General features: G+C 62.3%; 22 protein-coding genes. 14 read left to right on the forward strand and 8 right to left on the reverse strand.

Going from position 1 to position 24,671, the window contains the following annotated elements; all coding sequences use genetic code 11:
• The first annotated feature begins 142 nt into the window (after positions 1–142).
• Genes HF916_RS34895 through astE form a run of 6 tightly spaced genes read left to right on the forward strand, consistent with a single transcriptional unit; the run spans position 143 to position 7,358 of the window.
• The gene (locus tag HF916_RS34895; protein ID WP_168793356.1) at positions 143–1,378 is read left to right on the forward strand and encodes an aspartate aminotransferase family protein; all 1,236 of its coding nucleotides are present in this window, start codon (positions 143–145) and stop codon (positions 1,376–1,378) included.
• A 41-nt stretch (positions 1,379–1,419) separates the two neighbouring features.
• The gene (gene aruF, locus HF916_RS34900) at positions 1,420–2,478 is read left to right on the forward strand and encodes an arginine/ornithine succinyltransferase subunit alpha (RefSeq protein WP_168793357.1); all 1,059 of its coding nucleotides are present in this window, start codon (positions 1,420–1,422) and stop codon (positions 2,476–2,478) included.
• Entirely contained in the window at positions 2,475–3,506 is a 1,032-nt protein-coding gene (gene astA / locus HF916_RS34905) for an arginine N-succinyltransferase (RefSeq protein ID WP_168793358.1), read from the forward strand. Before aruF ends, astA begins: the two co-directional genes overlap by 4 nt.
• A 2-nt stretch (positions 3,507–3,508) precedes the next feature.
• Positions 3,509–4,972 (forward strand): succinylglutamate-semialdehyde dehydrogenase, encoded by a 1,464-nt coding sequence (gene astD / locus HF916_RS34910; protein ID WP_168793359.1) that lies wholly within the window; start codon positions 3,509–3,511, stop codon positions 4,970–4,972.
• A gap of 9 nt (positions 4,973–4,981) precedes the next feature.
• Positions 4,982–6,322, forward strand: a complete 1,341-nt coding sequence (astB, locus tag HF916_RS34915; RefSeq protein WP_168793360.1) for an N-succinylarginine dihydrolase — start codon at positions 4,982–4,984, stop codon at positions 6,320–6,322.
• Complete coding sequence (astE, locus tag HF916_RS34920) at positions 6,306–7,358, forward strand: succinylglutamate desuccinylase (RefSeq protein ID WP_240975805.1); 1,053 nt, start codon at positions 6,306–6,308, stop codon at positions 7,356–7,358. Before astB ends, astE begins: the two co-directional genes overlap by 17 nt.
• A 65-nt stretch (positions 7,359–7,423) precedes the next feature.
• Here astE and gstA read toward each other — a convergent pair whose 3' ends face one another.
• Positions 7,424–8,044 carry a glutathione transferase GstA gene (gene gstA / locus HF916_RS34925; protein WP_168793361.1) on the reverse strand — a complete coding sequence of 207 codons (621 nt, stop codon included), beginning with the start codon at positions 8,042–8,044 and terminating at the stop codon, positions 7,424–7,426.
• Between the two features lie 126 nt (positions 8,045–8,170).
• Here gstA and HF916_RS34930 point away from each other — a divergent pair, with 126 nt between their 5' ends.
• Together HF916_RS34930 and HF916_RS34935 are read left to right on the forward strand one after the other, a co-directional pair.
• Entirely contained in the window at positions 8,171–9,079 is a 909-nt protein-coding gene (locus HF916_RS34930; RefSeq protein ID WP_168793362.1) for a LysR family transcriptional regulator, read from the forward strand.
• Between the two features lie 246 nt (positions 9,080–9,325).
• Positions 9,326–10,120: an ABC transporter substrate-binding protein gene (locus HF916_RS34935; RefSeq protein ID WP_168793363.1), complete on the forward strand. Its 795-nt coding sequence runs from the start codon at positions 9,326–9,328 to the stop codon at positions 10,118–10,120.
• A gap of 94 nt (positions 10,121–10,214) precedes the next feature.
• Here HF916_RS34935 and HF916_RS34940 read toward each other — a convergent pair whose 3' ends face one another.
• Complete coding sequence (locus tag HF916_RS34940) at positions 10,215–10,973, reverse strand: acetoacetate decarboxylase (RefSeq protein WP_168793364.1); 759 nt, start codon at positions 10,971–10,973, stop codon at positions 10,215–10,217.
• A 263-nt stretch (positions 10,974–11,236) separates the two neighbouring features.
• On the opposite strand from HF916_RS34940, the gene HF916_RS34945 reads away from it, so the two are divergent.
• A complete protein-coding gene (locus HF916_RS34945; protein WP_168793365.1) occupies positions 11,237–12,619 on the forward strand; it encodes an EAL and HDOD domain-containing protein in 1,383 nt (460 codons plus the stop codon).
• A gap of 136 nt (positions 12,620–12,755) precedes the next feature.
• Here HF916_RS34945 and HF916_RS34950 read toward each other — a convergent pair whose 3' ends face one another.
• Positions 12,756–14,213 carry an HDOD domain-containing protein gene (locus HF916_RS34950; RefSeq protein WP_168793366.1) on the reverse strand — a complete coding sequence of 486 codons (1,458 nt, stop codon included), beginning with the start codon at positions 14,211–14,213 and terminating at the stop codon, positions 12,756–12,758.
• Between the two features lie 103 nt (positions 14,214–14,316).
• Positions 14,317–16,131 (reverse strand): putative bifunctional diguanylate cyclase/phosphodiesterase, encoded by a 1,815-nt coding sequence (locus tag HF916_RS34955; protein WP_168793367.1) that lies wholly within the window; start codon positions 16,129–16,131, stop codon positions 14,317–14,319.
• Between the two features lie 300 nt (positions 16,132–16,431).
• On the opposite strand from HF916_RS34955, the gene HF916_RS34960 reads away from it, so the two are divergent.
• The 5 genes from HF916_RS34960 (at position 16,432) to HF916_RS34980 (ending at position 20,742) form a co-directional block, all read left to right on the forward strand.
• Positions 16,432–17,769 carry an EAL and HDOD domain-containing protein gene (locus HF916_RS34960; protein WP_168793368.1) on the forward strand — a complete coding sequence of 446 codons (1,338 nt, stop codon included), beginning with the start codon at positions 16,432–16,434 and terminating at the stop codon, positions 17,767–17,769.
• 201 nt (positions 17,770–17,970) lie between these two features.
• Positions 17,971–18,534, forward strand: a complete 564-nt coding sequence (locus HF916_RS34965) for a peroxiredoxin (protein WP_168793369.1) — start codon at positions 17,971–17,973, stop codon at positions 18,532–18,534.
• Between the two features lie 110 nt (positions 18,535–18,644).
• Positions 18,645–19,103 carry a hypothetical protein gene (locus HF916_RS34970; protein WP_168793370.1) on the forward strand — a complete coding sequence of 153 codons (459 nt, stop codon included), beginning with the start codon at positions 18,645–18,647 and terminating at the stop codon, positions 19,101–19,103.
• A 164-nt stretch (positions 19,104–19,267) separates the two neighbouring features.
• On the forward strand, positions 19,268–19,966 hold the full coding sequence (locus HF916_RS34975; protein WP_168793371.1) for a serine O-acetyltransferase: 699 nt from the start codon (positions 19,268–19,270) through the stop codon (positions 19,964–19,966).
• Between the two features lie 5 nt (positions 19,967–19,971).
• Positions 19,972–20,742, forward strand: coding sequence for an alanyl-tRNA editing protein (locus HF916_RS34980; RefSeq protein WP_168793372.1), 771 nt, complete (start codon positions 19,972–19,974; stop codon positions 20,740–20,742).
• A gap of 98 nt (positions 20,743–20,840) precedes the next feature.
• On the opposite strand, the gene HF916_RS34985 is transcribed toward HF916_RS34980, so the two are convergent.
• Genes HF916_RS34985 through HF916_RS34995 form a run of 4 tightly spaced genes read right to left on the reverse strand, consistent with a single transcriptional unit; the run spans position 20,841 to position 24,568 of the window.
• On the reverse strand, positions 20,841–21,755 hold the full coding sequence (locus HF916_RS34985) for a PLP-dependent cysteine synthase family protein (protein ID WP_168795755.1): 915 nt from the start codon (positions 21,753–21,755) through the stop codon (positions 20,841–20,843).
• Positions 21,756–21,777: 22 nt separating this feature from the next.
• Complete coding sequence (moeB, locus tag HF916_RS34990; protein WP_206002036.1) at positions 21,778–23,193, reverse strand: molybdopterin-synthase adenylyltransferase MoeB; 1,416 nt, start codon at positions 23,191–23,193, stop codon at positions 21,778–21,780.
• A 3-nt stretch (positions 23,194–23,196) separates the two neighbouring features.
• Entirely contained in the window at positions 23,197–23,667 is a 471-nt protein-coding gene (locus tag HF916_RS49980) for a Mov34/MPN/PAD-1 family protein (RefSeq protein WP_206002037.1), read from the reverse strand.
• A 7-nt stretch (positions 23,668–23,674) separates the two neighbouring features.
• Positions 23,675–24,568 carry a DMT family transporter gene (locus tag HF916_RS34995; protein ID WP_240975806.1) on the reverse strand — a complete coding sequence of 298 codons (894 nt, stop codon included), beginning with the start codon at positions 24,566–24,568 and terminating at the stop codon, positions 23,675–23,677.
• Positions 24,569–24,671: the final 103 nt, after the last annotated feature.

A 24,671-nucleotide genomic window follows, 5' to 3' on the forward strand; every position in this document is an offset into this window, starting at 1 on the left:
GCGGACCGCCGCGCGTCGGCTCGGCCTGAACGCCTGCCGATTCGCGTGGAACCTCATAGAAAGCGTCGCGTATGCGCAAGACGTATCGCGTGCGGTTTCCTACACTACCTGTATTACCTCTCACCTGTAACGAGGATTTGCCATGAACGACCTGACAGTGACACGCCAGACCTTCGACGAAGTCATGGTGCCGGTGTTTTCGCCCGCCGCCTTCGTGCCGGATCGCGGTCTCGGCTCACGCGTCTGGGATACGCAAGGCCGCGACTATATCGACTTCGCCGGTGGCATCGCCGTCACCGCTTTGGGCCATGCGCATCCTGAGTTGCTGAACGTGCTGCATGAGCAAGGCGGCAAGCTGTGGCACATCGGCAATGGTTACACCAACGAGCCGGTGCTGCGTCTCGCCAAACGCCTCGAAGACCTGACGTTCGCCGACCGCGCGTTCTTTGCCAACTCGGGCGCGGAAGCGAACGAGGCCGCGTTGAAGCTGGCGCGCCGCGTCGCGTTCGATCGCCACGGCGTCGACAAGGCGGAAATCATCTCGTTCACGCAGTCGTTCCATGGCCGCACGTTCTTCACGGTCAGCGTCGGCGGCCAGCCGAAATATTCGGAAGGCTTCGGCCCGGTGCCGGCCGGCATCACGCATCTGCCGTACAACGACATCGAAGCAGCAAAGAAAGCCATCGGCGCGCAAACCTGCGCGGTGATCGTCGAGCCGATTCAGGGCGAAGGCGGCGTCATCCCGGCGGATCCGGCGTTCCTGAAGGCGCTGCGCGAAGCCTGCGATCAGCACGGCGCACTGCTGATTTTTGACGAAGTACAAACGGGTGTGGGCCGCAGCGGCTATTTCTACGCGTACGAGGAAACCGGCGTGACGCCGGACATCCTGACCACCGCCAAGGCGCTCGGCAATGGTTTCCCGATCGGCGCGATGCTGACCACCAACGAACTGGCCGCGCATTTCAAGGTCGGCGTGCATGGCACGACATACGGCGGCAATCCGCTCGGCTCGGCGATCGCTGAAAAGGTGGTCGAGCTGGTCAGCGATCCGAAGCTGCTCGAAGGCGTGCGCGCTCGCAGTGAAGCGTTGAAGGGCCATTTGGCGAAGCTCAACGAGCGCTTCGGCCTGTTCACGGAAGTGCGCGGCCGGGGTCTTCTGATCGGTGCGGAACTGACCGACGCATTCAAAGGCCGCGCGAAAGATTTCGTCACGGCAGCGGGTCAGCATGGCGTGATCATGCTGATGGCCGGCCCTGACGTGCTGCGTTTCGTGCCGTCGCTGATCATGCCGCTCGACGACATGAACGAAGGCTTCGAGCGACTTGCCAAGGCCATCGAGAGCATTGTCGGCGCGAAGGCCGAAGCCGCATCGAACTGATCCAAGGCATTGATCATGCGTCACATTCAACAGGAACGATGATGCTCTTCGTACGCCCAGGCCGCCTCGCCGATCTCGACGCGCTCGAACATATGGCGCGCACCGCGCAACCGGTGCTGCACTCCCTGCCGCACGACCGGCGTGCGCTCGAAGCGCGCGTTGCGTTGTCGGAAGACTCGTTTCGCGCGGAAGTCGATTTTCCGGGCGAGGAGTTCTACCTGTTCGTGCTCGAAGATGCGCAGAGCGGCAAGCTGATGGGCACGGCGAGTATCGTCGCCGCGGCCGGTTATTCGGACCCGTTCTACGCGTTTCGCAACGACGCGCTGATTCATGCGTCGCGCGAACTGCACGTGAACCGCAAGATTCACGCGCTGACCATGTCGCATGAGCTGACCGGCAAGAGCCGCCTCGCGGGCTATTACATCGATCCGTCGCTGCGTGGCGACGCTGCCGCGCATCTGATGTCGCGCGCGCGGATGATGTATATCGCCGCCAATCGCAAGCGCTTCACGCCCGAGGTGTTCTCGCTGCTCCTCGGCGTGACTGACGAAAACGGCGTGTCGCCGTTCTGGGAAGCGGTGGGGCGCAAGTTCTTCGGCCGCGACTTCGCCGACATCGAGATCGAATCGGGCGGTCGCAGCCGCACGTTCATCGCCGAAGTGATGCCCACGTATCCGATCTATGTGCCGTTGCTGCCCGAGGCGGCGCAGCGCGTGCTCGGCGAGCCGGATTCGAAGGCCTTGCTCGCTTATGACATTCACCTCGAAGAAGGCTTCGAGACGGACCGATTCATCGACATCTTCGACGCGGGTCCGGTGTTGACCGCGCAAGTGGATCGCAGCGCCTGCGTGACGCGCAACGAAACACGCGTGGTGCACGAGATCAATGCGGCCGCTAACGGTTCGACGTATCTGATCGCGCATAACGGCGCCGACGGCGAGTTCCGTTGCGTGCTCGGCGACCTGGCGGCCGGCAAGGAAGCCGGCGCGGCGTTGCCGCATGCGGCGCGTGCTGCGCTCGGCGTGGAAGAAGGCGACACGGTGCGCTGCGTGCCGCTGCACCAGCCGCATCAGGATGAACATTCGGGAGAGGCACGATGATCGTGGTTCGCGTTGTGCAACGAGGCGATGTGGACGCGCTCATGCGGCTCGCGCAGGAAACCGGTCCGGGTCTCACCACTTTCAAGCCGGACCGCGAGGCACTCGCGGCACGCGTGGAACGCGCGCGCCGCACGATGGAAGACAAGGCCGAGCCGCATGAAGCCGGCTACTTCTTCGTGATGGAAGACACCGACACGGGCGACGTCGCCGGCGTGTGCGGCATCGAAACCGCGGTCGGTTTGCAACAACCGTTCTACAACTATCGCGTGAGCACGGTGGTGCACGCGAGCCAGGACCTCGGCATCTGGACGCGCATGCGCGCGTTGAACATCTCGCACGACCTGACGGGTTATGCCGAAGTGTGCTCGCTGTTCCTCAGTCCGCGTTATCGCACGAGTGGCGTGGGTGGCTTGCTGTCGCGTTCGCGCTTCATGTTTTTCGCGCAGTTTCGCGAGCGTTTTCCGCAGCGTCTGTGCGCGGAATTGCGCGGCCATTTCGACGCCGAAGGCACCTCGCCATTCTGGCGCGCGGTCGGCTCGCATTTCTACCAGATCGATTTCAACGCGGCGGACTACCTGAGCTCGCATGGCCGCAAGGCGTTTCTCGCGGAGTTGATGCCGCGCTATCCGGTGTATGTCGAGTTGTTGCCGGAAGAGGCGCAGCAATGCGTCGGCCTGACGCATAACGACACGATTCCGGCGCGCCGCATGCTCGAATCGGAAGGGCTGCGTTACGAGAATCACGTCGATATCTTCGACGCGGGTCCGGTGCTCGAATGCCATATCGCCGACTTGCGCACGGTGCGCGAGAGCGTGGTGGTGCAGGTCGAGATCGGCGCGTCGAGCGCGCCGCAGGATGGGCCGAAATCGATGGTATCGAATACGTCGTTGGGCGATTTTCGCGTCGGCGTGGTGGCAGGCGTGCCGCGGGACGGCGTGTTCCGCCTGAGCGCAACCGAAGCCGCGGCACTCGACGTCAAGGCAGGCGACCTCGTGCGCGTGCTGCCGCAGAAACACAAACAGGGATGATCATGAGCGAGCTTTTCATCGACGGCGAATGGGCCGCCGGCACAGGACCCGCATTCGCGTCGCACAACCCGGGCACGGGCGCGACAGTGTGGGAAGGCAACAGCGCCTCGGCGGACGACGTCGATCGTGCGGTGCGCAGCGCACGCCGCGCCTTCGCCGCGTGGTCGGCGTTGAGCCTCGACGAGCGTTGCGGCGTGGTGCGCCGCTTCGCCGCGCTCGTGACCGAACGCAAGGAAGCGCTGGCTGAAGCGATCGGCCGCGAAACCGGCAAGCCGTTGTGGGAAGCGCGCACTGAAGCGGCTTCGATGGCGGCCAAGGTCGAGATTTCGATTCAGGCCTATAACGAACGAACCGGCGAGAAGCGTTCGGCGATGGCGGACGGCACAGCCGTGCTTCGGCATCGTCCGCATGGCGTGGTGGCCGTGTTTGGGCCTTACAACTTTCCGGGGCATTTGCCGAATGGACACATCGTGCCGGCACTGATCGCGGGCAACGCGGTCGTGTTCAAACCGTCGGAACTCGCGCCCGGCGTCGCCGCGCTGACCGTGCAGATCTGGCGCGACGCCGGTTTGCCCGCGGGCGTGCTGAACCTCGTGCAAGGCGAGAAGGACACCGGCATTGCGCTCGCGAATCATCGGCAGATCGACGGCCTGTTCTTCACGGGTAGTTCGGATACCGGAACATTGCTGCACAAGCAATTCGGCGGCCGCCCGGAAATCGTGCTGGCGCTGGAAATGGGCGGCAACAATCCGCTCGTGATCGGACCGGTGGCCGATGTCGATGCCGCCGTGCATCACACGATCCAGTCGGCGTTTCTGTCGGCGGGGCAGCGCTGCACGTGCGCGCGTCGCATTTTCGTGCCGAACGATGCATTCGGCGATCGTTTCTTGGAACGCTTGACCGAAGTCACGTCGCGCATCACCGTCGGTGAATACAACGCCGATCCGCAGCCCTTCATGGGCGCCGTGATTTCGGCACGCGCGGCGTCGCGCCTCGTCGCCGCGCAGGAACGCTTGCTGGCCGATGGCGCCAAGGCGTTGCTGAAGATGGAGCAGCGCGATCCGAAGCTCGGCTTCGTCACGCCGGCGATTCTCGACGTGACCGCCGTGAAGAATCTGCCGGACGAAGAGCACTTCGGGCCGCTCGCGCAAATCATCCGCTACGGCAGCTTCAACGAAGCGCTGGAGCAGGCGAACGACACTGAATTTGGCCTCTCCGCCGGCCTGCTCGCCGACGACGAAGCGCTCTGGACGCACTTCCAGCGCACCATCCGCGCCGGCATCGTCAACTGGAACCGGCCGACCAACGGCGCCTCGTCGGGCGCGCCGTTCGGCGGGCCGGGCCGCTCGGGCAATCATCGGCCGAGCGCGTACTATGCCGCCGACTACTGCGCGTTCCCGATGGCGTCCGTCGAAAGCGCGCAACTGCAAATGCCCGCGAGCGTTTCGCCGGGCCTTCAATTCTAAGGATCGACGATGCAAGCCTCTGAAGCTAATTTCGACGGCCTGGTCGGCCCGACTCACAACTACGCGGGGCTCTCGTTCGGCAACGTCGCGTCGCAGAACAACGATAAGTCGATTGCGAATCCGAAGGCGGCGGCGCGGCAGGGCCTGCGCAAGATGAAGCAACTGGCCGATCTCGGCTTTCATCAGGGCGTGTTGCCGCCGCAGGAGCGTCCGTCGATGCGTCTGTTGCGCGATCTCGGTTTTTCCGGCGACGACGCGACCGTGATCGCGCGCGTGGCAAGAGACGCGCCCGAGTTGCTGGCCGCCGCGAGTTCGGCTTCGGCGATGTGGACTGCGAATGCGGCGACTGTGAGTCCGTCCGCGGATACGCACGACGGCCGCGTGCACTTCACGCCGGCCAATCTGTGCAGCAAGCTGCATCGCGCGATCGAACATGAGTCGACGCGCCGCACGCTGGGCGCTATTTTCAACGACACCGACCGCTTCGTGGTGCACGAGGCGCTGCCGGGCACGCCCGCGCTCGGCGACGAAGGCGCAGCGAATCACACGCGCTTTTGCGCGGACTATGCGGCACGTGGCGTCGAATTCTTCGTGTATGGGCGCAGCGAGTATCGTCGCGGGCCGGAGCCGAAGCGCTTCCCGGCACGTCAAACCTTCGAAGCGAGCCGTGCGGTCGCGCATCGTCATGGCCTTGCTGAGGCGGCGACGGTTTATGCGCAGCAGAATCCCGACGTGATCGACGCGGGCGTGTTCCATAACGACGTGATCGCGGTCGGCAATCGCAATACGCTGTTCTGTCATCAACTGGCGTTCGTCGAACAGAACGCGGTGTACGACGAATTGCGCTCGAAGCTCACTGGCCTGAAAGCGGACTTCAACGTGATCGAAGTGCCGGACGCGCAGGTGAGCGTGGCCGACGCCGTCACGTCGTATCTGTTCAACAGCCAGCTGCTGACGCGCCCGGACGGCAAGCAGGTGCTGGTGGTGCCGCAGGAATGCCGCGAAAACCCGCGCGTGGCCGCATATCTCGACGATCTGGCGTCGCATGCGGGCCCGATCGACGACGTGCTGGTGTTCGATCTGCGCGAAAGCATGAAGAACGGCGGCGGCCCGGCGTGTCTGCGTCTGCGCGTCGTACTCGACGACGCGGAGCGCGCGGCGGTCACGCAAGGCGTGTGGATCAACGACACGTTGTTCGGCCGTCTGGATGCGTGGATCGAAAAACATTATCGCGACCGCCTCGCGCCGGCCGATCTGACCGATCCGCAATTGCTCGCCGAGTCGCGCACCGCGCTCGACGAACTGACGCAGATTCTCGGCTTGGGTTCGCTGTATGACTTCCAGCGCTGAGCGCGATATGCCGGTTTCGCTGCTCGACGATTTCCTCGCCTACACGCTGGCAGGCACGCGGCCGGCCGCGAGTGAAGCACAAGGCACGTGTGCCGGCGGCGTGCGCTGGTCGTGGCTGGACGACGGCGTGCTGCTGATGGAACCGGCGGCGCAGGAAGAGAGCGTGCGCAGTGTGCTAGTCTCCGCCGGCGTGCACGGCGACGAAACCGCGCCGATCGAACTGCTGGCGTTTCTGGTGCGCGACATCGCACGGGGCACAGCCGCGCTGACTTGCCGCCTGCTGGTGATTCTCGGCAACGTCGACGCCATGCGCGACGCGTGCCGTTATCGCGACGATGATCTGAACCGCCTTTTCAGCGGCCGTCATCTGCAAGTGCCGCAGAGTTACGAAGCACCGCGTGCCGCTGCGCTCGAACAGGCTGCGACGCAATTCTTCGCGGCAGCATCGAGCGAGCCCGGCGCGCGTTGGCATATCGACATGCACACGGCGATCCGCGCGTCCGCCTTCGAACAGTTCGCGTTGGTGCCGCATACCGGCAAGCCGTTTTCGCGCGCGATGTTCGAATGGCTCGGCGAGGCGCATATTAGTGCGGTGCTGTTGCACACCACCAAGGGCAATACGTATTCGCATTTCACCGCGCAGGCGTGCGGCGCTGAAGCGTGCACGCTGGAACTCGGCAAGGTGCGTCCGTTCGGTCAGAACGATCTGACGCGTTTCGCCGGCGCCGATCACGCGGTGCGTCACCTGCTGGCCGGCATGCGTGGCGACGTGCAGGGGACTATGCCGCGGGCGTTCACGGTCATCGATCAGATCACCAAGCAAAGCGATGCGTTCGAATTGCTGGTCGCCGCCGATGTGGCGAATTTCACGCCGTTCGCAAAAGACACCGTGCTCGCGCGCGACGGCGAGTACCGTTATGTCGTGCAGCACGGCGAGGAACGGCTCGTGTTCCCGAACGCGACCGTCAAGCCCGGTTTGCGCGCCGGCTTGATGGTCATCGAGACGACGCAGGACACGCTGTCGAAACTCGTGTAGTTCACCACGCAAGACCGAAAACGTTGCGCGCCAAGACGCGCAACGTTTTCAGCGCGCGAGGTCGCTTAAGCCGCATTCGCGCGGAGCAAGCCTTCCGCCACCATCGCCTCACGCACCCTCGGTCGTCCCGCAACGCGCTCCAGATACGCCTCCAGCTTCGGATAAGCGCCGAGATCGATCGACAGCATGCGTGCCCAACTCAGCACGGTGAACGCATACGCATCGGCGACCGAGAACTGTCCCGTCAGATAGTCGCGCGCCGCAAGCACACGTTCCAGTTCACCAAAACGCGTGGCGAGTTTCGTGCGGCATTCGGCCTTCGTCGATTCGGCCGTCTCCTGATGCCAGAGCCACGGACTGAACGTCTTGTGCAATTCCGTGCTGATATACGTGAGCCATCGGAGCGCTTCGAGCCGCTGCGGCGAACCCGCGGGCGGCAGCAAATCCGACTCGGGCGCAAGATCGGCGACGTATTGCAGCAGCGCTGCGCCTTCGGTGTGGCGCGAGCCATCGGCGAATTCGAGCAGGGGCACATAGCCGCGCGGCGAGATCGCGTAATAGTCGTCGCCGTTGGCGAGCTGGTGCGTTTGCAGATTGACCTTGATGCCTTCGAAGTCGAGGTCCGCTTCACGCAATACAATGTGAACCGCCAACGAACAGGCGCCCGGCGAGTAATAGAGTTTCATGTTTTCACCGCTATAGATGAGGATGAAGTCCCGGCAGATGCCGGTGGCAAAGCTCGTCGGCCGACAAGTCCATGTGGTAAAAGTAGCTCGGATCGCATTTGGAATAAACAGGCGGCTTGCCAAACCATGCGTGCAAAAACGCAATACGAACTGACTTCGGCGGATACGCAGACCATTCTCGCGCTGGTGCGCGCCGGCACGCTGGCGGAAGCCGCGCAGCGTTTGGGTATCGACGCCTCCACTATCTTTCGCTCGGTGCAGCGGATCGAACGCGGGCTGGGACAACGTCTGTTCGAGCGCTCGCGCAGCGGCTATCGCGCCACGCCGCTCGGCGCGCAACTGGCGCGGCATGCCGAGCGCATCGAAAGCGAACTCGCGGCGGCGCGCTCCACGGTGCAGGCAAGCAGCGACCGCGTGTCCGGCAGCGTCCACGTGACGACCACCGATACTGTGCTGTACGGCCTCGTGTTGCCTGCGCTGCATGATTTCGCGGCGCTGCATCCGGCGTTGTCGTTCGAACTGACCGCGACCAACAGTCTCGCGAGTCTTACCAAACGCGATGCCGATATTGCCGTGCGCGCCACGCGCCGCGCGCCGGATCATCTGGTCGGCAAGCACGTGGGGCCGCTGCGTATCGCGGTGTTTGCCGCCAAGGGCAGCGGCATCCATGCGAGCGATGTCGATACACTGGCGCGCTGCGACTGGGCGGCACCGGACGCCTCGCTCGGCGATCATCCTTCGGTGCTGTGGCGCAAGCGTCATTGCCCGACGGTCGAGCCGCGCTACAAGACCAACAGCGTGATGGCGGTGTTCGAACTGGTGGTGCGCGGTTTCGGCGTCGGCATCTTTCCGACCTTTCTCGCACGCGGCCGCGACGATCTCGTGCAATTGACGCCGCCGCTCGATGAAGCCGAGTCGCAGGTGTGGGTGCTTGCGCATCCGGAGTCCCGTCATTTGCCGCATGTGGCTGCCGTCTATACGCATCTGTCGCAGCAACTCAGCGGCGATTTTGCAGCCGGCGACGGTGCGCGCTAACGCGTTCGGCTTTGCCTGAGCGCGACAGCCAATTACACATTCAAGCGTGGGCTCGCGGCGTTCGTTGCATAACGCGCCACGCGGCGCGCCCGCAGGCACGGCAGACGGAGCCTGTACAATCGCGGCCCCGCGGCTGTTGCGCTGCACCACAGCGGCCGCACGAGTTTGAATCGCAATTTTGGCGCGGCAATCATGCTTGCCCGGATTCGGCTCCGTCTTATTCAATACCGTAGAGGAACACCCGTAATGAAGATGAATTGGCGAAACATGGCTGCGCTCGCGCTGTTCGCAGCGGCGTCGGCCACGGCCGGCACCGCATCGGCTGCCGATATCAAGGAAGTGCACTTCGGCGTCGAGGCGTCGTATGCGCCGTTCGAATCGAAGTCGCCGTCGGGCGAGTTGCAAGGTTTCGACATCGACGTCGGCAATGCCGTGTGCGCGAAGCTGAAGGCCAAATGCGTGTGGGTCGAGAACTCGTTCGACGGTCTGATCCCGGCCTTGCAGGCGCGCAAGTTCAACGCCATCAACTCGGACATGACGATCACGGATCAGCGCCGTCAGGCGGTCGACTTCACCGATCCGATCTACACGATCCCGAATCAGATGATCGCGAAGAAGGGCAGCGGTCTGCTGCCGACGCCGGCTTCGCTCAAGGGCAAGCATGTCGGCGTGCTGCAAGGCACGATTCAGGAAACCTACGCGAAGGCGCGTTGGGCGCCGGCCGGCGTCGATGTCGTGCCGTATCAGACGCAGGACCAGATTTACGCCGACCTCGCTTCGGGGCGTCTCGACGCCGCGTTCCAGGACGCGGAAGCGGCCTCGAAGGGCTTTCTGAAGAAGCCGCAAGGCGCGGGCTTCGAGTTCGCCGGTCCGGCCGTCAGCGACGAGAAACTGCTCGGCGCGGGCGTCGGCTTCGGCATCCGCAAGGGCGACAAGGCCTTGAAGGACGCGCTGAACCAGGCGCTCAAGGAACTGAAGGCGGACGGCACGATCGACCGTTTCGCCGCCAAGTACTTCGACGTGAAGGTGGTGTTGAAGTAACGCGCGTCTTGCGCGATTCGTTTTAGATGATGCAGACGGCCGCTGATTGCGGCCGTTTGCATTTGAAGCGGCGCGAGCGGCGAGCGCTATCTCATCAACGCACGTTCGCTTCCGGCTGATCGAGATAATCGAACACCACTTCGCCGAGACCGAGCGTCAGATCGGCAAGCAGATGACGCGCTTCGACGATTTCCAGCACCGGCAATTCCGCGACCGGCGCGAGCGCGTGCGGCGCCAGTTCGAGTGCGGCCGGGCCGGTCCATGCGCCTTTCAGATCGATGTCCTGCAGGTAGTAGCGCACCAGCTCGCAGATACGCGGCGTGCCGTCCACGTGCGGAATCACCTTGAGCAGGAAGTTCGGCGTTTCGAGGCGCTTTTTCTGCTGCGCCAGATCGAGCTGCCGGTGCTTGTAGCCCATCGTGCCGGTGGCGATGCGCACCGGGCCGTAGTCGAGCGTGCCGACCAGCGTGTCGGTATGGACGGAGAGCACCGGGTTCGCGAGCTTCTTCGGAAAACCCCACAGTTCGCGGCCGCCGGCGATCGGCGGGTGGTCGTCCAGATACATGGCCAGCGTGTAGCCGCCCGCCACGCCCTTGTACGACACCGGGATCACCTGGCCGCTTTCCGTGTAGTCGCCGAAACCCGTCGAATCCGGCATGCGGATGAACTCGTAATGCACCAGCGGCTCGCCAATCTCGAGCGGCTCGGGCACCACGGCGCGCAGTTTGTCCGGATCAGTGCGGTAGGTGATGATCAGAAATTCGCGGTTGATGAACCGGTACGGGCCCATGGGGAATGCCGGGCTCGTGATCGGCATGGCGAAGGCATTTGACAACACGCTTTTGACGTCCATGTTTTTCCTAAGTGGTTAAACGCGGTGGGAACGCTTCTGCACTGCACAAGAGTATCGGCGATTTTGCGCAGGGTCGCTTTCAGACGTGTCTCCAATTATTTCCAGATATTGCTTCATAGACGTGTCCGGGCATGGCGGCCTGAGCTAAAATCGGCGAGCGCACCGCAGGCGCCACGGGCTTCACGCCAGGGCCGCGCACTGACGGTGCAGCGAAAACCAAATACAGCAGTAAGCGCCTGGGCGGCGCTTAGCGGGGGAGTGCAATGACCACCATCGCAATCGAGAACCCGGGCCGGACGGGCCAAACGGGTGCACAGGACGACGCGCAACTGAATGCCAGCTTCGCGCGGCAACCGATTCTGAATCGGGACGGCATGCTGTGCGGCTACGAGATCAAGGTGCGTGCACCGGAATGGCCCGCGGAGACGGCGGACGCCGCGCGTGCCGCCGGGCATGAGAACAGCGAGGCCGATGCCAACGCGTCGGGCCGCGCGCCCGATCCGGCGCAACGCGTGGCGCGAGCCATCCTTCACGGCCTGCTTCAGGGCAATGTGCGCGGCGCGCTGACCGGGCATCCGGCCTATGTCGACGTCAGCCGCGAGATGCTATTCGACGACGCGATCCTGCGGCTGCCCGCCGAGCGCTTCATGCTCGAATTGGCGCCCACCATCGAGATCGACGAGGCGCTGGTGGCGCGCATCGTCCAGTTGCATGGGCGCCGCTATCGCTTCGTGCTCGACGAGGTGACCCAGCCCAACGAAGCCTTCGCCAAACTGCTGCCTTACGCCGAAGTCGTCAAGATCGATTTCATGCACGCGCCGCGCGCGCTGCTGCCGAAACTGGCGAGCGTGCTCAAGTCGGCGGGCAAGCTGCTGGTCGCCTCGGGCATCGACGCGCAAGCCGATTTCGAAACGGCCCACGGACTCGGCTTCGATCGCTTCCAGGGTTACTTCTTCGCGCGCGTGCAGACTTCGGCGACGCGCCGCGTCAGCGCGCCACGCCATGCCTTGCTGAACCTGCTGCAACTGCTCTCGGGCGATCCGACCGTCGCGCAGCTCGAAGCCGAACTGAAGCTGAATCCGGTGCTGGTGATGCATCTGATGAAGCTCGCCAATTCGAGCGGTCTTGCCCTCGGCCATAAGGTCACGACGCTGCGCGACGCGATCAACGCAACCGGCACCAACCGCATCGCGCGCTGGACGCAGCTGCTGCTCTATGCCGACGGCCGCAAGGTCGCCCTCGAGGACGATCCCTTGCTGCAACTCGCCGCGACTCGCGCGCGCTTTATGGAACTGGCGATCGAGCGCCTGCCCGAAGCCGGCCGCGACGAAGCCGATGCGGCGTTTCTGACCGGCGTGTTTTCGTTCGTCGACGCGGTGTTCGGCGGCTCGCTCGAAAGCACTTTGAACGTGCTGACGTTGTCGCGTCCGATCCAGGCGGGCATCCTGCATCGACAGGGCGTGCTGGGGTTGCTGCTGACCGCGGTCGAAGCGCTCGAACGCGGCGCGTGGGATGAGATCGACACGCTGTGCGAACGCTTGCAGCCGTTGACGGTGGACGAGGTCGCGGAACTGGGTCTGGCGGCCGGCGCGTGGGCCGGTGTCGCGGACCGTAGCGCGCAAGGGCTGGAAAGAATCGAGGATTGAGATCAGTGATTCGGCCGGAGACCGCGGCATGCCCAGGCATGGCGGTCCCCGCGGATTAACTCGACTTCAATTTGACGTAGGGCAAATACAGAACAGGGGAGAATGAAGCGTCGTGATCAACGATCACGCCAGGTCTTCACATCATCTCCATTTCCCGCATCTGCCCCAAGCCGAAAAAACGGCCTAACTCCTTGGCCAGTTCATTCAACACGCTCATCTCTTTCTGTGAGATGCGCCGTGGCTCCTGACTATGCGACCAGTCGCCGTAGAGAAGCGCCACGGTCGTGTCGCTTTCGTCGACGACCGGCAGCAGCACGAAGGCACGGGCGTCGTCGAATGAGCGGCGGAACCATTCGGGCAGCCGCGCGACCATCTTCGGGTCGCGTGCATTCTCAATGAAGATACCCACGGAGTTCGCGATCGCCAGATGAAACACGTCGGGCTCGAAGGCGGTGTTGAACGTTAGTCTCGGCAACGCGGCGTCGATCTTCGGGCCGAGACCGAGGCGCGCCTTGAAGGTGCCGTTGCTGTGCTTGACGAACACCACGGTGCGCGCAAAGCCGAGGCCGGCGAGCAGCGTTTCCGCGGCCATCGCCAGCGCCGGCGCGAGCGGGCTGCCGGGCGGCAGTCCGCGCAGATCTTCGACGCCTACCGCGATGCGTGCCTCGGGATTGAGCGCCTCGCGCGCGATCGCGTCCGCATTGGCGCGCAGCTCGACGATTTCGCGCATCACGCCATCGCCGCCTTCTTCGCGGGCGAGCGCCACGCTCATCTCCAGCAGTACTTCGGGATCGGTGTTCAGCGCGCCGCTATATTCCTGCGCCAGTTCGGCGATGCGTTGCTCGCGCTCCCAGTCCGGCATGTTCTGCTGGGTGAGCACGTCGGCGACCGCCGTCGAGTAATTGGTGATGGCGCGCAGCCACTGCACCTGGCGCGGCTGCGTGACGTCCTGCGGGTCGAACTCGCCCATGCCGGAGCGGATCATGTCGGGCAGGCGCCAGCGCACGGCGGCTTCGGCGCCGATCTCGTCGAACGTGACGCCGAGCACCAGGATGGAGGCGTCGGTTTCGAGCGTGCCGTCGTCGATATGGCGGCGAATCTGGTCCCATTCGGCGTCGAGATAGAACACCACCAGCAGCTTGCCGATCTGCCGCATCAGCGTGCAGACCACGGCTTCCTCACCGGCGCGCAGATCGCCGCGCTCGGTCAGCTTGCGCGCGACGCAGCCCGACAGCAGCGTGCGGTTCAGTTCGAGTTTCGCGTCGATGCGGCGCGGCGCGCTGTGATGAAAGTGATCGACGATCTTCAGGCCGACCACGAGATGGCCGACCGCGTCCATGCCGAGCACCATCAGTGCGCGCGACACGGTCGTGATGTTGCCGCCGAACGCCATGTACATGGCCGAGTTGGCGAGCCGCAGCACTTTTTGCGTCAGGGCGAAGTCGGACAACACCACCTGCACGAGGCCGGTGAAGTCGAGGTCGTCATTGTTCATCGCCGCCATGGTAGAGCGCAGCGATTGCGACAGCATGGGGAAATCGCCGCGCTCGCTCATTCGCGTCCAGAGCCGGTCGAGCACCGCCGCCTTTACCATGTGAGTCCCGCCAAAGCCATACATGTTCCAATGAGTGCCACGCCGGCCAGAGGCCGGCTTGTTCCGCTGCATGATCCACTACATGAGCGCTTTGCCTGCATGGCTAGGCGCTGTGCAAATGAAGCGTGCGCGCTTCGAAACGCTGCGCGAGTTCGTCGGAGGGCAGCGCCTTGCAGACGAGCCACCCCTGGATGTGGTCGCATCCCATCTCGGTGAGCAGGGTGCGCTGCGCTTCCGTTTCGACGCCCTCGGCCACCAGCTCGAGATCCAGTGTCTGAGCGAGGCCCACGACGGCGCTAACGATTGCCTGATCGTTCCGGGAGGTTAGCAGATTCTCGACAAAACTCCTGTCGATCTTGAGCTTGGCCAGTGGGAAGCGTTGCAGGTAAGCCAGGCTCGAATAGCCGGTGCCGAAGTCGTCGACCGCGAAGCGGATGCCCATGGCGGTCAGGTCTTCGAGCAGACCCTTGGCATGCGCCGGGTCGTGCATCAGCAGGCTTTCGGTGATCTCGAACACGAGGCGGCGCGGATCGATGCCAGTCAGTTCGATCGCCTCGCGCACGGAGTCCTTGAAGCGCGGATCGCGGAACTGCTGCGGCGACACGTTCACGGCCACGTATTGCAGGGAGATGTCTTTCGCATCCCACTGGATCAACTGCATGCAGGCCACCTTCAACACCCAGTTGCCGAGGAAGTTGATCAGGCCGATCGACTCAGCAAGTGGGATGAACATGGACGGCGGCACCAGTCCGTGCACCGGATGCAACCAGCGGATCAGCGCTTCCACGCCGACCACGCCGTGCGTGCGGCTGCTCGTGATCGGCTGGAAGTGTAGCGAGAACTCGCCGTTGCGCACACCGTCGTAGAGGTCGGCCTCCAGCTTCAGGCGTTCGGCGTCGGCGGGGTTGTCGTCGGGGACGTAGAAGGCGAGCGTGTTGCCGCCGGCCGCCTTGGCCTGCAGGAGGGCGTGATCGGCCCAGCGCAGCAGATGGGTGTCGTGGCCGGCGGTGTCGTTGGCGTGGCGCACGTCGGGATAGAGCGCGATGCCGATGCTCGCCGACAGATGCACCTGCTGGCCGTTGAACACATACGGCTGCTGGATCGCGGTCAGCAGGCGCCGCGCCAGCGTTTCGGCGGCGGCCGCCGCGTCGGTGCGGCTGGCGGCGGGCTTCACGAGGATCGCGAACTCGTCGCTGGCCACGCGCGCCACGGTCTCGCTCGGGCTCGTCATATTCAGGATGCGGCGCGAAGTGTCGCGCAGCATTTCGTCGCCGGCGTCGTAGCCGAGCGCGCGGTTCACGCGCTGATAGTCGTCGAGGTCGAGCAGCAGCAGCGCGGCCGGCGTGCCGTGCGCGTCGGCTTGCTGTTGGGCGTCGAGGAGCGCCGGAATCAGCGCCGACTGGTTGGCCAGATTGGTCAGGCGGTCCAGATGCAGCGCCTGGGTCAGACGTTCCTCGGTGGCGCGCCAGGCCGACACGTCGAAGCCGGCGATCGCATAGCCCGCGGTGCCGTCGTGGCTGCTGCGCACCACGCGCAGCTCGACGGTGATCGGGTAGGTCAGCGACTTGATGAGGCTGAGCGTGGCCTTCTCGACGTTGCCCGAGACGGCGGCGCGCGTCAGCAGGGTGTCGAGGCGCGGCACGTCGGCCGGCGCCATGAGGTCGTGCAGCGTGATGGTCTCGAGATACTCGCGGTGATAACCGATGAAGCGCAGGCTGGCTTCGGACACATAGATGAAGCGCAGCTCGTCGTCGACGTGCGCCAGCAGATCGACGGCGCCGACCACCTGTTCCAGTTGCGCAGCGCGGCTTGCGGCCGTCTGCGGTTTGCCGTCCACGCGCCGGCCGAACGCACGAAGCCGGTCGATGACCGTGCGCAAGGAGCCCCGGCGGGGCGCGGTGATCCTGTTCGCTTCCATGTTTATCGCTGGCAACCTGTATTCGTCTGCAGGCGGGCGGCTCACTTGCCCGCCAATCAGGGCGGTCGAGAGGTATCAGGCCGCCCCATCAGAACGAGATAACGACCCTTGCGGCGAAATCTTTAGCGCCTGCTGTAAAAAACATCCGGTAAGGAAACGCTTGTGCGGCCTGGCGGCGACCGGGGACCGATTCAGTTAAAGTGCGGCTATTCGACGTCCGTTAATAGGACAAACGCGTTGTGCAGTACCGGCTGAGACGTCGCTGCTGCGTAGCTTACCGAACACTTCCCCCGATGCTCCATGTCTGAACGCCATCAAGCCAAGGCCACTGCCCGGCATATCGAGGTGCTCGACGCAACTGCCGAAGGCGCCGAACCGTGGACCGCCACGCAATTCGTCTATCTGGGCCGTCAGCCGATCCTCGATCGCGACGGCGCGCTCAATGCTTACGAATTGTTGTTTCGAGCCGGCGCGCATAACTACGCCGAAGTCACCGACGACGCCCAGGCGACCGCGCAGGTGGTGGCGCGCGCGATCGGCGGGATCGGCGTGCCGACGGTGTTGGGCCAACATCGCGGCTTCGTCAATATCGACCGCGCGCTGCTCTTTGACGACATCGTCCATCTGATGCCACCCGAGCGCTTCGTGCTCGAAATCCTCGAGACCGTGAAATTCGACGCGCAACTGGTCCGCCGGCTGGGCGAGTTGCGCCGCGCCGGCTTTCAGGTGGCGCTCGACGACGTGAGCGAACTGTCCGACGAGCTGATCGGCGCGCTGCCGCATGCCGACATCGTCAAGATCGACTTTCTGCAGACCGACCGCGCCGTGTTGCCGAAGCTGGCGGCGCTGGTGCGCGCGCAGGGCAAGACGCTGATCGCCGAGAAGGTCGAGACGCGCGAAGATTTCGCGCTCGCGCGTGACCTCGGCTTCGATCTGTTTCAGGGCTATTTTTTCGCGCGGCCGCAGGTGCTGGCCGCGCCGCGCAACCGCTCGCCGCGGCCGGGCCTGCTGCGCCTGCTGGCCTTGCTGTCGCGCGATGCCGGCATCGTCGAACTCGAAGCGGAGCTCAAGCTGAATCCGAGCGTGGTGGTGCAGCTGCTGCGCCTTGTCAATTCGAGCGCATTCGGACTGGGGCGCAATATCGCGTCGTTGCGCGAGGCGATCATTGCCACCGGCACACGGCAAATCGCGCGCTGGGCGCAACTGCTGCTGTACGCCGACAGCGGCGATCTGCCGTGGCGCGCCGATCCGCTGGTGCAACTGGCGGGCACGCGCTCGCGTTTCATGGAGCTGGCCGCGGCGTGGCTGCGTCCCGCCGACGACGAATTCGCCGATGCGGCCTTCATGACCGGAATTTTTTCGCTGATCCACGTGGTGCTCGGCAGCTCGCCGGGCGCGGCGTTGGAGAAACTCGGCCTCGCGCCGCAGATTCGCGAAGCGATCGTGTCGCGGCGCGACGAGTTGGGCACTTTGCTGCGCCTCGCCGAGGCAGCCGGCGAGGGCGTCGACGCCGCATCGATCGCGCTGGGCCCCGATGCGCCGGCCGGCTTCGTGGTCTTTACGCCCGAGGTGCTGGCCGAGCTGAACCTGTCGGCCGCGGCGTGGTTCGGCGCGCATATCGAGGAAGCGGTCGCCTGACGGGCGGGTCGGCGCCGTCGCGCGCTTTCAGTGTGCTTGCCGTGGCGGGGTTCGCGGCAACGACTTCTGAATCCTTCAGGCTGGTTGTTACGTACCTTGTGAGTACGTGGTCCAATAGCGAAGTTGGCCGGCGTTCGCCTGAACGCGGCGGCCCTGGGTTCATTGGACGAACCGCGTGCATCCACGCCTGGAGAAAAGCAGATGAAGAGGAAATTCATATCGGCCGCGCTGGCCGCCGCCGTGTCGGTGGGATTCGCCATGCATTCGCTGACGGCCTCGGCGACCCTCAAGCCGGGCGATGCCGCGCCGGACTTCACCGCGCAGGCTTCGCTGGGCGGCAAGACTTATACGTATTCGCTGGCCGACGAGCTGAAGAAAGGGCCGGTGGTGGTGTATTTCTATCCGGCGGCCTTCACCAAGGGTTGCACGATCGAAGCCCATGAGTTCGCTGAAGCCGTCGATGAGTACAAGAAGTATGGCGCGACGGTGATCGGCGTGTCGCACGACAACATCGACACCTTGACGAAGTTTTCGGTGAGCGAATGCCGCAGCAAATTCCCGGTTGCGGCTGATGCCGATTCGAAGGTGATCGGCGAATACGATGCGGGCCTGCCGATGCATGCGTCGATGGCCAATCGCGTGTCGTATGTGATCGCGCCGGATGGCAAGATCATTTACGAGTACACGAGCCTCTCGCCGGAGAAGCATGTCGAGAATACGCTGAAGGCCGTGAAGGATTGGGCGGCGGCGCATAAGCAGCCTTAAGGTCAAGCTGGGCGTCCGCGCAATTTTCGCAATGGCTTTTTGCGGTGTTCTTGCTGCGAGCGGTGAGCATCGCTCGTGCTAGGCTGAGTTTTTTGCCCTGTGAGCTAGCGATGCCGATTCTCGTTGCGTTGATTGCGCTCATCGCGCTGGTGTATGGCGCGGTGCGGGCGTTTTATGCCTTGGAGGCGGCCTTTGGGCTCGCCGTAGCGGTTGGCGTTGCCGTAGTGGTCGCTCTACTGCTGATTGCCGCGCTGGCTCATTGGTGGCGTCGTCGGAAAGAAGTCGCGGCGAACGTTCGGGATGGAGACTGGACTCACGAACTCAAGGGGAGTTGGGGGTCGGTGCGGCTTGCTGCCGGTAAGCGGCTGTGTGAGATTCATCTTGGTGACGAGCAGGGCGCCTATATCTTTGCCGATTTGCTCGCGGCCGAGGTGCAGGGCCGCGAGGCCCAGGTCGCGCTGAAGGTCAAAGACGCGAAGCGTGGGGTGTGGGTAGTGCCCATGTCTAGCGAGCGGCAGGCGAGGCAATGGCAGCGGATTTTTTTGCTTGCGATGCAGCAGAAGCTTTGAAAACGGCTGTCTGCTATTCGGCAGCAAGGCCTGTACAGAGAAGCGCATTGACCGCTGCATCGCAAAGCCGGCTGCAGGATAGCCGTGCTGATTTCGGACTTGTCCCATAGCCGCATACGTCACCCGTTGGCATAACGATAGTTCTCGCGAACGTGGACGTTTAAATGCCAAAAAAGATCGTTCAAAACCTCCTCCGCGCGGCATTGATGGAATGCTGCTCACCCGCTCGGGTCAATAAAATTGCAACGCACGCTCAGTATGTTGCGGCAGCCAGAGCGGCCGAACACGATCTGAATTGCTTCGCCGCCAAGGACCCCGCATCCCGTGGGTCGGTGGAAGATATCGCATTCGGATACTCGTCCTACAAAGCGGTACTTCACTACCGCCTCGCTCACGCAATTCTCGACATGGCCTCGCTCGACCGCGACCCCGACAGGGAAATCGAAAGTGTCGCTATCCTCGTATCGGCGCGAGGCAAGCTGCTCTCAGGCGCCGAGATTCATCCGCGCTGTCATATCGGGCAGCGCTTCGTTTTGGACCACGGGTGGGGCACGGTGATCGGTGAGACGTCCCGCATCGGCGACGACTGTTACATCCTCGGCGGCGTCGTGCTGGGCGCCGCGGGCATATCCGCCAATCCGTCAGGAAAACGACATCCGACGTTGGGACATCGCGCCGAAGTGGGTGCTTTCACGCGAATCTTCGGCGACGTTGTGATCGGCGACGATGTGTTCATCTCGCCGCATTGCGTGATTACAGAGGACATTCCGTCTGATTCGATCGTCACACTCAAATCCGCACTTCAACTGACCCGGAAGAAAAAGTCCCAACGCCCCGCCACCACTCTGCTAGATCTATTCTGACTACCATGTTTTCATTGAATCGAAAGACCAGCAAGCGCTACTACGAAGATCTCCATCTGGACCGTTGCGTCGCAACGGTAGTCAAGGTCGGTGCCAGCTATGTGGAGCTCGATGCCACCGTGGCCTATCCAGAGGGCGGAGGGCAGGATGCCGACCATGGAGTCATCGTTTCAGAGAGTGGCGTCGAAATTCGTTTCAACCATGCAAAGAAGATGTATGGCGATCATCTGACAATCGCGGATTTTCCTGACATTCAGGTCGGCGGGGTGATTGAACATATCGTTCATCCTGATGACATCGGGCATCTTGCTAACGTGCGGGTGCATGACCGGGTCGAGGTGCGAATCAACCGCTTGCGCCGTGCGCAACTTTCCCTAAGCCACACGGCGTGCCACCTGCTCCTGATTGGCGTGCAGCAAATAAGGCCGGACGCAGCTGCCTGGATACTCGGATGTCATATTAGGACTGACGCAGCGCGGCTCGATTTTGCCGTCGACGAGCGTATCACCCCCGAAGAAATCATCGAGATAGAAAACATTGCCAACGCATTCGTCCTGCGAGCCTGCGATGTGCGTGTCTATCCTCATTCCATTCATCCGGACGCCCGATATTGGGAGTGCGAGGGCAACGTGATCCCCTGTGGCGGCACTCATCTTGACAACACAAGGCGGATCGGACGGATGGAGATACGTCGTAAGAGCATGGGCGCAGGAAAAGAGCGTCTGTCCTGTTCATTCAACGACGCCGCATTTGCGACTGACGTCTTTCATCCATGAAATCTGTCCGATCGCACGCACACAAGCCCGTTTGCTTGCATCGAAGCGGGTTGTCCAGAGTGCGAAAGGAAACGACGGCAACGGGGTAATCGTTGCCGTTATTCGAAGTAAGATAGGTAAGACTCGACACCGTCGTAAATCATGGTGAGCACGACAGCGCTTTTGGGTAGCGTTGTTTTCAGTTTGGAGACTGCGACGAGGTTGGCTGCGGAGGACATTCCAAGGCTGATCGAGTCGCTCCGCATGGTTCGCCGAACCATCTCCTGGCAGTCGGGTTTTGAAACTTTGATCATCCCGTCAAGTACGGACAGGTTCAAGATTGCCGGAACAACGCCGATCGACAATCCTTGAATTTCATGCGGAGCATGCCGGTCGGTCAGCAGATCGCATTGCTCCGGTTCGACGCCGAACACGTGAATACCGGGCCAATGCCGCTTGAGCGTCTCGCCAATGCCGGTGATATGCCCTCCGGTGCCGATGCCTGCCACGAAGCAGTCCACTTGACGCTCGCCGAAATCACGAATAATTTCCTGAGCCGAGGACTGTCGATGCGTTTCTGGATTGGCGTGGTTGCGCTGCTGATTAAGCATCACATAATGGGGATTCTCCAACTGTAATTCTGTCGCACGTTGACCGTGAGAATTGTTTCCCAAGCGGCTGTCTGAGAGCACCACCTTGGCACCATAGAGCCGCAGCAGTCGTTGTTTATCTGGACTGTAATTGTCAGGTATCACCAGCACCACTTTGTAGCCGAGAATATTGCCTGCGATCGCGAGTCCAATACCGGTGTTACCGCCGCTAGGTTCTACGATCGTTTGCTGCCTGCCTCGTACAAGAATGCCTTTACGCTCAGCGTCGAGGATCATACCCAAAGCGATTCGCGCCTTGTGGCTGCCGCCCGGATTAAAGGATTCGAGCTTCGCATAGACATCCAGCCCAAGTTCGCCTGAGAGCGCTCCCAGACGAACGATCGGCGTGTTGCCTATGACTTCGAGTATCGACTGATAAATCATCGCATCGGTGCCAGGTTCAAGACTAGTAGATGGGCATGTCGGGATCGACATCCTGTACCCAGCGCTTCATTCCGCCTTCCAGCACTTTTACATCAGTGAAGCCGGCATCCTGAAGAATGCCCGCGGCGCGCTCGGCCCGCAGACCGCCATAGCAGATCAAATAATGTGTCCGGCGCGAATTCAGCAGGGCAGTGCGCTCGTTCAACTCATCCAGAGGGATGTGCAGTATGCCGGGCAGTCGACAGACTTCCAGTTCATTCGCATCGCGCACATCCAGCAGTACAGCGTTACTGTCTGCACGCGCCATGATTGCTTTGAGTGCGCGCGGCTCGATGAAAAATTCAGGCGCCAGTCGTTGACGGCCCACGTTTGCGCTTGCGCACAGTAACTGATCGGGTTCGGAGAGTTTGCCTTTGCGATTTGGGGAGCACGACGGGCAGTCCGATCGACGCGAGAACCGAACCTCGTTAAATCTCATGGTCAGCGCGTCGAAACGCATCAATCGCCCGGATAGTGATTCGCCAATATCGAGAATCAGCTTGATTGCCTCCGTTGCCTGAATGAGACCGACGACGCCGGGCAGGACACCAATGACTCCGCCGGCACTGCAGTTTGGCGCCAGTTCCGGAGGCGGACTCTTCGGAAACAGGCAGCGATAGCAGGGCCCTCCGCGATGATTGAAAACGCTCATTTGCCCTTCGAAGCGGTATATCGCGCCGTAGATGAGCGGTTTGCCCAACTGCGCACAGGTGTCATTCACCAGGTAGCGCGACGCGAAGTTGTCGGTACCGTCGACCACGACGTCGTATTGTCCGATCAGATGCCGCGCGTTATCCGCGTCGAGCGCGGCAGCATAAGTGTTGATCTCGATGCCTGCGTTCAGATCATGCAGCCGCTGCTTCGCTGATTCCACTTTGAGCATGCCGAGCGTGCTGTTTCCATGCACGATCTGGCGCTGCAAATTGCTGCTCTCCACCACGTCGAAGTCGATCAGGCCGAGGGTGCCTACACCAGCGGCGGCCAGATAGAGACAGGCGGGCGAGCCCAAACCCCCGGTGCCGATAATCAGCACTTTCGCCTTCTTGAGCTTCAATTGGCCCGCACGTCCAACGCCTGGCAGCGTGATGTGACGCACGTAGCGGCGGATCTCGTCGTTCGAAAGGTGGTCGGTATCGAGACCGCCAGACGTGGCCAGCATGATCTCGACTTCCTTGCGGGGCGCCGGTACGTACTCGAGGTCCGCCAGTTCACCCGAACAGGTCAGGAGAAAGTGTTCTTTGAAGGAGCCATTTTCATAGAACAGATGAGCACGAAGCGGCGGGTGCCGCGCGCAAACGTGCTCGATCAACTCGCGCAATGTGCTGCCGCTGGCTTCTATACGATGGGATGGCAGGCGTGCGGCTCGGGCGAGAACTTCCGGGAAGGTCACTACGTTCATGAGTCAGCTCCTGGGGTGTGTCGTTAAGTTTTCTTCGTTGACGTGAAACTCGTGAATGCACGCAAACCCTTTGCCGTTCCACTGGAAAAGCTTCGCCGCTTTTGCCTGAGCGTTGCGGACATCCACGACCAGGTAGGCGACCGGGTAGGCGGGCTTACCCATGAAAAGCGCCTTGTTTTCGTCTTCACGGCTGAAGTAGGCGCCGACATCCGGATGCGAGTGGTAGATGATTGTGACGGGGTTGCCGCTTCGAAAGCTTCGGTTCATTGCAAGGGTGTCCGCGACGGAGAAGGTGTAGCCATTTGCAGCCGTGCGCGCGTGGATATCGGGCTGGCGGCGATTCAACTCGCTCTGGATGTTGACGCCGTGGTGCACGGTGCCATCGGCGAAAATAAAGCCGCAACACTCCTCGGGGTACGTGCTGCAGGCGTGGGTGTAAATGCGCTGCAGATTTTTGTGATTGAGCGTGTCCATATCGGCCTCACGACGACATCTGTTTGTTTTTCGCCGTGAGTTTCTCCACGGGCAACTTTGTGATGGCGAAGCCGAGCAGCAACAACGCTGAATAGAAGCAAAGGTTCTTTGAAATCGCCATCCCCTCGTACCAGGCGCCGATCACGACCGCAAACACGGGGAAAATGATGAACACGAACGACAGAATGGCCGGACTGAGTCGCTTGAGCAAAAAGAAATAGACGATGAATCCACCGACAGAAGCCGCCAATCCCAAGTAGATCAACGCGCTCCACGAACGAAGTGTGATGTCGGAAAGTCTGGGGTGTTCGAGGAACGTGCCGGCGATGAACAGCATTAACCCGGCGATTCCGATCGGCAGCGTGTTGAAGGTAATCACGCTGATGTGTGCGCCCTGACGCTTGGTGATGACGTAGCACAAGGCATGCATGACTGCGGCAGCGAGAATCGCCAGAACGCCGAGGAGTTCGGCGCGATCCATGTGCATGCCTTGAGTTTTCACGATCATGTACAGGCTGCCGAAACCGACTGCGATGCCGATACATTGCGACAGATAGATTTTTTCCCCCAGAAATAAGGCGGAAAATATCAGGATAAAGACGGGCATGCTGCTAAACAAAAGAGCCGTCAATCCCGATGCGACATGTATCTCGCCGTAGTTGAGCAAATAATACGGAACACTAAAGTAGCCCACGGTGACGAAAATAAAAAAACCGCTCTTTTCGCGTGGGAACAAAAGCGATTGTTTGCGCACCAGCGCGAAGACCAGGAACAGCGGAAAAGCGATCAGAAAGCGAAGCCCGGCGGCAGTCAGCGGCGGCGCGCTTTCCACGGTTATCTTGATGCCGAGCCAGGTGGTGCCCCAACTCAGACAGACGATCAGAAAGAGGAGGGACGTCACGAACCCAGTCCGCCAACCTCCGAGTGCCTTTGGTGGACTTTCGATAGTGGCCGTTATCGGCATGGTGTCAATTGATCCCTTATCTTAATTTAAATCTCATGAA

This window comes from Paraburkholderia aromaticivorans (assembly GCF_012689525.1).
In the GTDB taxonomy this organism is placed as follows: domain Bacteria; phylum Pseudomonadota; class Gammaproteobacteria; order Burkholderiales; family Burkholderiaceae; genus Paraburkholderia; species Paraburkholderia aromaticivorans_A.

Excerpts from the sequence above, each read along its gene's own strand:
- HF916_RS34895 (WP_168793356.1), top strand. The coding sequence starts at position 143 with ATGAACGACCTGACAGTGACACGCCAGACCTTCGACGAAGTCATGGTG.
- aruF (WP_168793357.1), top strand. The coding sequence starts at position 1,420 with ATGCTCTTCGTACGCCCAGGCCGCCTCGCCGATCTCGACGCGCTCGAA.
- astA (WP_168793358.1), top strand. The coding sequence starts at position 2,475 with ATGATCGTGGTTCGCGTTGTGCAACGAGGCGATGTGGACGCGCTCATG.
- astD (WP_168793359.1), top strand. The coding sequence starts at position 3,509 with ATGAGCGAGCTTTTCATCGACGGCGAATGGGCCGCCGGCACAGGACCC.
- astB (WP_168793360.1), top strand. The coding sequence starts at position 4,982 with ATGCAAGCCTCTGAAGCTAATTTCGACGGCCTGGTCGGCCCGACTCAC.
- astE (WP_240975805.1), top strand. The coding sequence starts at position 6,306 with ATGACTTCCAGCGCTGAGCGCGATATGCCGGTTTCGCTGCTCGACGAT.
- gstA (WP_168793361.1), bottom strand. The coding sequence starts at position 8,044 with ATGAAACTCTATTACTCGCCGGGCGCCTGTTCGTTGGCGGTTCACATT.
- HF916_RS34930 (WP_168793362.1), top strand. The coding sequence starts at position 8,171 with ATGCGTGCAAAAACGCAATACGAACTGACTTCGGCGGATACGCAGACC.
- HF916_RS34935 (WP_168793363.1), top strand. The coding sequence starts at position 9,326 with ATGAAGATGAATTGGCGAAACATGGCTGCGCTCGCGCTGTTCGCAGCG.
- HF916_RS34940 (WP_168793364.1), bottom strand. The coding sequence starts at position 10,973 with ATGGACGTCAAAAGCGTGTTGTCAAATGCCTTCGCCATGCCGATCACG.
- HF916_RS34945 (WP_168793365.1), top strand. The coding sequence starts at position 11,237 with ATGACCACCATCGCAATCGAGAACCCGGGCCGGACGGGCCAAACGGGT.
- HF916_RS34950 (WP_168793366.1), bottom strand. The coding sequence starts at position 14,213 with ATGGTAAAGGCGGCGGTGCTCGACCGGCTCTGGACGCGAATGAGCGAG.
- HF916_RS34955 (WP_168793367.1), bottom strand. The coding sequence starts at position 16,131 with ATGGAAGCGAACAGGATCACCGCGCCCCGCCGGGGCTCCTTGCGCACG.
- HF916_RS34960 (WP_168793368.1), top strand. The coding sequence starts at position 16,432 with ATGTCTGAACGCCATCAAGCCAAGGCCACTGCCCGGCATATCGAGGTG.
- HF916_RS34965 (WP_168793369.1), top strand. The coding sequence starts at position 17,971 with ATGAAGAGGAAATTCATATCGGCCGCGCTGGCCGCCGCCGTGTCGGTG.
- HF916_RS34970 (WP_168793370.1), top strand. The coding sequence starts at position 18,645 with ATGCCGATTCTCGTTGCGTTGATTGCGCTCATCGCGCTGGTGTATGGC.
- HF916_RS34975 (WP_168793371.1), top strand. The coding sequence starts at position 19,268 with ATGCCAAAAAAGATCGTTCAAAACCTCCTCCGCGCGGCATTGATGGAA.
- HF916_RS34980 (WP_168793372.1), top strand. The coding sequence starts at position 19,972 with ATGTTTTCATTGAATCGAAAGACCAGCAAGCGCTACTACGAAGATCTC.
- HF916_RS34985 (WP_168795755.1), bottom strand. The coding sequence starts at position 21,755 with ATGATTTATCAGTCGATACTCGAAGTCATAGGCAACACGCCGATCGTT.
- moeB (WP_206002036.1), bottom strand. The coding sequence starts at position 23,193 with ATGAACGTAGTGACCTTCCCGGAAGTTCTCGCCCGAGCCGCACGCCTG.
- HF916_RS49980 (WP_206002037.1), bottom strand. The coding sequence starts at position 23,667 with ATGGACACGCTCAATCACAAAAATCTGCAGCGCATTTACACCCACGCC.